Source organism: Spirillospora sp. NPDC049652 (assembly GCF_040675125.1).
Classification (GTDB): Bacteria; Actinomycetota; Actinomycetes; order Streptosporangiales; family Streptosporangiaceae; genus Spirillospora.
In genome coordinates this window covers 1-5,010 of record NZ_JBFAOF010000530.1, presented here as the reverse complement: position 1 = coordinate 5,010, position 5,010 = coordinate 1, and the positions used below count along the sequence as shown (strand labels likewise).

Genomic DNA, 5,010 nt, shown 5'->3' with positions numbered 1-5,010 from the left:
GCACCGAGCCCGAGGACGCCAAGCAGCCTGAGGACGCCAAGCGCGGCCGGAAGCGCGGTGTGCGGCGCGGCCGGAAGAGCGCGGCCACGGTCGTCGAGGCCGAGCCCGCCGAGAGCGCGCCGTCCGAGGACAAGGCGGAGGAGAAGGGGGAGGAAGAGGCGGCGGACGAGAAGCCCGGCGAGGACGCCGACCCCAAGGCCGAGGTCACGGACGCGGACGCCAAGACGGACGCGGACTCAGCCGAGGCGAAGACCGTGGACGAGGGCAAGGCCGAGGACGAGGCTCCGGCCGAGGTCGAGGCCGCCGAAGCCGAGGCCGAGACCGAGCCCGTGGACGCCAAGCCGTCCGAAGACGACAAGCCGTCCGAGGACGCCAAGCAGGCCGCGGACGCCGAGCGGGCCGAGGACGCCGAGCAGGCCGAGGACGCCAAGCGCGGCCGGAAGCGCGGTGTGCGGCGCGGCCGGAAGAGCGCGGGCACGGTCGTCGAGGCCGCCTCGCTCCGCAAGGACACCGAGTAGGAAGAGAGAGATGCGCGTACTGATCGTCGGCGCCGGGATCGGCGGCCTGACCGCCGCGCTCGGCCTGCACGCCAACGGCATCGCGGCGCGGGTCGTCGACTCGGTCACCACGCTGCGCCCGCTCGGCGTCGGGATCAACCTGCTCCCGCACGCGGTGCGCGAGCTGACCGAGCTCGGGCTCGGCGACGAGCTCGCCGACATCGGCATCCCGACCTCGCAGATGGTGCACCACGACCGGCACGGCGGCCTGATCTGGGCCGAGCCGCGCGGCACGGCCCTCGGGTACCGCTGGCCGCAGTACTCGATCCACCGGGGGCAGCTGCAGATGGCGCTGCTCGACGCGGTCCTGGACCGGCTCGGCGCGGACGGCGTCCGCACCGGGACGGCGCTGGTCGGGTTCGAGCAGGCCGGCGACGTCGTCCGCGCGACGCTGCGGGACCGGGCGACCGGCGTCGAGGAGGTCGTCGAGACCGACGTGCTGATCGGCGCGGACGGGCTGCACTCGACCGTCCGCAAGACGCTGTACCCGGACGAGGGCGCGCCGAAGTGGAACGGCGTGCGGATGTGGCGCGGCGCCACGCCGGCCGAGCCGTTCCTGGACGGCCGGTCGCTGCTGGTGGCGGGCTGCAACGCCACGACCAAGCTCGTGGTGTACCCGATGTCGGCGCGGCACGAGCGCGAGCACGGGACCGCGCTGCTCAACTGGGTCGCGGAGGTCAAGTCGCCGGACGAGACGGCCGGCACGGCCGACTGGAACCGGACCGGCGACCTGGCGGAGCTGCTCCCCCACTTCGCCGGCTGGAAGTGGGACTGGCTGGACGTCCCGGCGCTGCTGGCGGGCGCGGAGCGGATCCTGGAGTACCCGATGGTGGACCGGGACCCGCTGCCGCGCTGGACGCACGGCCGCGTCACGCTGCTCGGCGACGCCGCCCACCCGATGTACCCGATCGGGTCCAACGGCGGCTCCCAGGCCGTCCTGGACGCGCGGACGCTGGCCTACGAGCTGGCGCGCGCGGGCGACCCGGACGAGGGGCTGGCGCAGTACGAGGCGGCCCGCCGGGAGACCGTCAACGCGATCGTGCTGGCGTGCCGCGACATGCCCGCCGACCGCGTCCTGCACACCGTCGAGCAGCGGGCGCCGGACGGCTTCCACAAGATCGAGGACGTGCTGTCGCCGCACGAGCTGGAGAGCATCGCGGGCGCGTACCGGCAGACGTCCTTCCTGGACGTGGCCGCGCTCAACGAGCGCCCCTCCTACACGCTGGCGAGAGTCGCGGGTACCGAATCCGAATTGAAGGCGTCCGAAACCGGTCCTGTTTCCGTCCGGACCGGGACTCCGGCGACCGATAACCGCTGACCCTAACCGGCGAGTTCTCTGCCCGAAACCCCCGTCGCGCTCCGGCGCGGCGGGGGTTTCGCCGTTCCCAGGCCATTCTTGACTGGCTTGACCAAGGGGGTATGCACAGCGTTGTCGGGCGATGGACGGTCGGCGACATAACAGCTCAATCAACCCCTCATGACCGAAATGATCACGCAATTTCGGCTGCGCTACAGTCTCCGACGGTCGGCCGCCCGGGGGCGGCCACACCTTCCCCCCGAACCCCCGGATCTGACGAAGGAGCCCGCATGAGGTTCGCCCGGATGCGCCGCACCCCCGCGGCCGGCGCACTGGCCACCGGTCTCGCGCTCACCCTCTCCCTGGCCGCCTGCGGCGGCGGTGGGGAGAGCAAGAACGACAAGGGCCTGGAGAAGACCGATCTGACCGTCGGAGTCATGCCCATCACCGAGGGCGCCGGCGTGCAGATCGCCATTGACAAGGGATATTTCAAGCAGGAGGGCCTGAACGTCCGCATCCGCACCATCCGCGGCGCGGCGGAGGGCATGCCCCTGCTCCAGGGCGGCAGCCTGGACATCTCGCAGGGCGGCCACGTGGGCGTCATCAAGGCCCAGGCCTCCGGCCTGCTGCACCTGAAGATCGTCGCCGAGGCGTCCTCGATGAGCAAGGCGCTGAACGGCGTGCTGGTCCCCAAGGACTCCCCGATCAAGTCCCCCACCGACCTGGCGGGCAAGAAGATCGGCACCAACGCCCGCGGCGACCAGAACAGCCTGCTGCTGCGCGCGACCCTCGCGCCCTACAAGGTGACCATCGACGAGGACAAGTCGGTCATCGTCGCGCCGTTCCCCAACCAGGAGCAGCTGCTGAAGAGCGGCAAGGTCGACGCGATCGCGGTCCCCGAGCCGTTCGTCACCCAGGTGCAGAAGGACCTCGGCGCGCGGCTGCTGACCGACTTCGCGCAGGGCCCCACCAAGGACTTCCCGATCACCGGCTTCGACTGCACCGAGGCGTTCGCCAAGAAGAACCCGAAGACGGTCGCGGCGTTCCAGCGGGCGTTCCGCAAGGCGCAGGCGGACGCGGGCAACCGGGCCATCCTCGCCTCGGCGATGGGCCACTTCACCAAGCTCGACCCGCAGCTGGTGCAGGTGATCAGCATGAACGGCTTCCCCACCTCCACCAACGCGGTGCGGCTCCAGCGGGTGGCGGACGTCATGAAGGAGTTCGGCTACCTCAAGCAGCCGTTCGCCGTGAACACCATGGTGCTGGAGAACTCGTGACCGTCCCGCCCCTCGCGGAGCGGTCCCGATGAGGGCGCACCCGGCCGCGCTCGGCGCGGCCGGAGCGCTCGGCACCGTGGCGGCGCTGGAGCTGCTCACCCGGTCCGGCCTGGTGGACGGGGACCAGGTGCCGCCCGTCTCGACCGTCCTGCGCCGCGCCGCCGGGCTGGTCGCCGACCCGGAGTTCCTGACCCAGCTCACCGACACGCTCCGCTCGTGGTTCACCGGGCTGGCGCTGGCGACGCTGGTCGCGGTCGCCGCCGGCCTGGTGCTCGGCGCCACCCCGTGGCTGAACCGGGCCGCCCGGCTGGTGGTGGAGCTGATGCGGCCGATTCCGTCGCTGGCGCTCATCCCGCTGGCGCTGGTCACCTTCAGCTCGACCACGCAGAGCACCACCTCGCTGGTCTGCTACGCGGCGACCTGGCCGATCCTCATCAACACGCTGTACGCGCTGCGGGACGTCGACCCCCTCGCGACCGAGACCCTGCGCAGCTTCGGCTTCGGCCGGGCCGCGGTGACGCTGCGGGTGGCGCTGCCGAGCGCCGCGCCGTTCGTGCTGACCGGGGTGCGGATCGCCGCGTCGGTCGGCCTGGTCGTGGTCGTCTCGACGGAGCTGGTGGCGGGCGCGGGCAGCGGCCTCGGCGGCTACCTGGCGCAGAGCCAGACCGGCGGCGGACGTCCCGACCTGATGCTCGCGGGGGCGGTCTGGGCGGGCGTCCTCGGCCTCGCCGCCAACCTGCTGCTGGTGGCGTTCGGCCGCGTCGCCTTCCGCTGGCACACCGGAACCGGCTCATGAGGGAGGGACCGTGGCAGGCATGACGAGCGGCCGCGCGGCGGCACGTCCCGGCCGGACGGCCCGCGACGGCCGGTCCGGCAGCGGCCCGTCGAGCAGAGGCCGGTCCGGCGGCGGCCGGTCCGGCGCGGGAGGCGGTGTCGCGACGGCGGTGCGGACGGCGCTGTGGTCCGGGTTCGGGCGGGTGTGGCTGTTCGTGCTGCTCGCCGGGCTGTGGGAGCTGGCGTCCCGGACGTCCGGGAGCGCGTTCTTCCCGCCGCCGTCCCAGATCGTCCGGGCGACGGCCCATCTGTGGTTCGACGGGCCGCCCGCGCACCTGATGCTCAACGGCACGGCCCTGGACGACTTCAAGCCGAGCCTCACCGACCTGTTCACCGGTTGGGCGATCGCGGCCGTCGGCGGCGTCGTGCTCGGAGTCGCGATCGGCGTCTCGCGGACCGTCGCGGGACTGCTGAACCCGGCGCTGCAGTTCTTCCGCTCGGTGCCGCCGCCGACCCTGATCCCGTTCCTGCTGGCGCTGCTGGACATCGGCGGCCCCATGCAGATCACGGTGATCGCCTACGGCGCGGTCTGGCCCGTCCTGCTGAACACGATCGACGGCGTCCGCGCGGTCGAGCCGCTGCACGTGGACTCGGCGCGGGTGTTCGGGCTCAGCCCGGCGGCCCGGCTGCTGCGCGTGACGCTGCCGTCCGCCACCCCGAAGATCTTCGCGGGGCTCCGCACCAGCCTCGGGTTCGCGCTGATCATCATGGTCATCTCCGAGCTGGTCGGGCAGGGCCAGGGCATCGGCGCGCACATCATCGACGCGCAGCAGCAGTTCCAGATCCCGGAGATGTGGGCCGGGATCCTGCTGCTCGGCGTCCTCGGCTGCCTGTTCAACCTGCTGTTCCACCTGGTGGAGAGCCGCGTGCTGGCCTGGCACGCCGGCGCCCGCCGCAACGACACGCGGGAGGCGTGATGGACGTTCTGATCGCGGGCGCGGGGATCGGCGGGCTCACCGCCGCGCTCGCCCTGCACGCCGCCGGCGGCACCCCCCGGATCGTCGACCGGGCGCGCGAGCTGCGCCCGCTCGGCGTCGGCATCAAC

The 5,010-nt window shown here is 72.7% G+C and carries 4 protein-coding genes and 1 pseudogene; all 5 read left to right on the top strand.

Going from position 1 to position 5,010, the window contains the following annotated elements; all coding sequences use genetic code 11:
* Positions 1-518 (top strand): annotated as a pseudogene (locus AB0J52_RS27035) (hypothetical protein); the annotation flags it as partial.
* Positions 519-528: 10 nt separating this feature from the next.
* Positions 529-1,875 carry a flavin-dependent oxidoreductase gene (locus AB0J52_RS27030; RefSeq protein ID WP_500185131.1) on the top strand — a complete coding sequence of 449 codons (1,347 nt, stop codon included), beginning with the start codon at positions 529-531 and terminating at the stop codon, positions 1,873-1,875.
* A gap of 269 nt (positions 1,876-2,144) precedes the next feature.
* Positions 2,145-3,131: an ABC transporter substrate-binding protein gene (locus AB0J52_RS27025; RefSeq protein ID WP_500185130.1), complete on the top strand. Its 987-nt coding sequence runs from the start codon at positions 2,145-2,147 to the stop codon at positions 3,129-3,131.
* Between the two features lie 28 nt (positions 3,132-3,159).
* Positions 3,160-3,927, top strand: a complete 768-nt coding sequence (locus AB0J52_RS27020) for an ABC transporter permease (protein ID WP_500185129.1) — start codon at positions 3,160-3,162, stop codon at positions 3,925-3,927.
* Between the two features lie 19 nt (positions 3,928-3,946).
* A complete protein-coding gene (locus tag AB0J52_RS27015) occupies positions 3,947-4,882 on the top strand; it encodes an ABC transporter permease (protein WP_500185127.1) in 936 nt (311 codons plus the stop codon).
* Positions 4,883-5,010 lie beyond the last annotated feature (128 nt).

Excerpts from the sequence above, each read along its gene's own strand:
- AB0J52_RS27030 (WP_500185131.1), top strand. The coding sequence starts at position 529 with ATGCGCGTACTGATCGTCGGCGCCGGGATCGGCGGCCTGACCGCCGCG.
- AB0J52_RS27025 (WP_500185130.1), top strand. The coding sequence starts at position 2,145 with ATGAGGTTCGCCCGGATGCGCCGCACCCCCGCGGCCGGCGCACTGGCC.
- AB0J52_RS27020 (WP_500185129.1), top strand. The coding sequence starts at position 3,160 with ATGAGGGCGCACCCGGCCGCGCTCGGCGCGGCCGGAGCGCTCGGCACC.
- AB0J52_RS27015 (WP_500185127.1), top strand. The coding sequence starts at position 3,947 with ATGACGAGCGGCCGCGCGGCGGCACGTCCCGGCCGGACGGCCCGCGAC.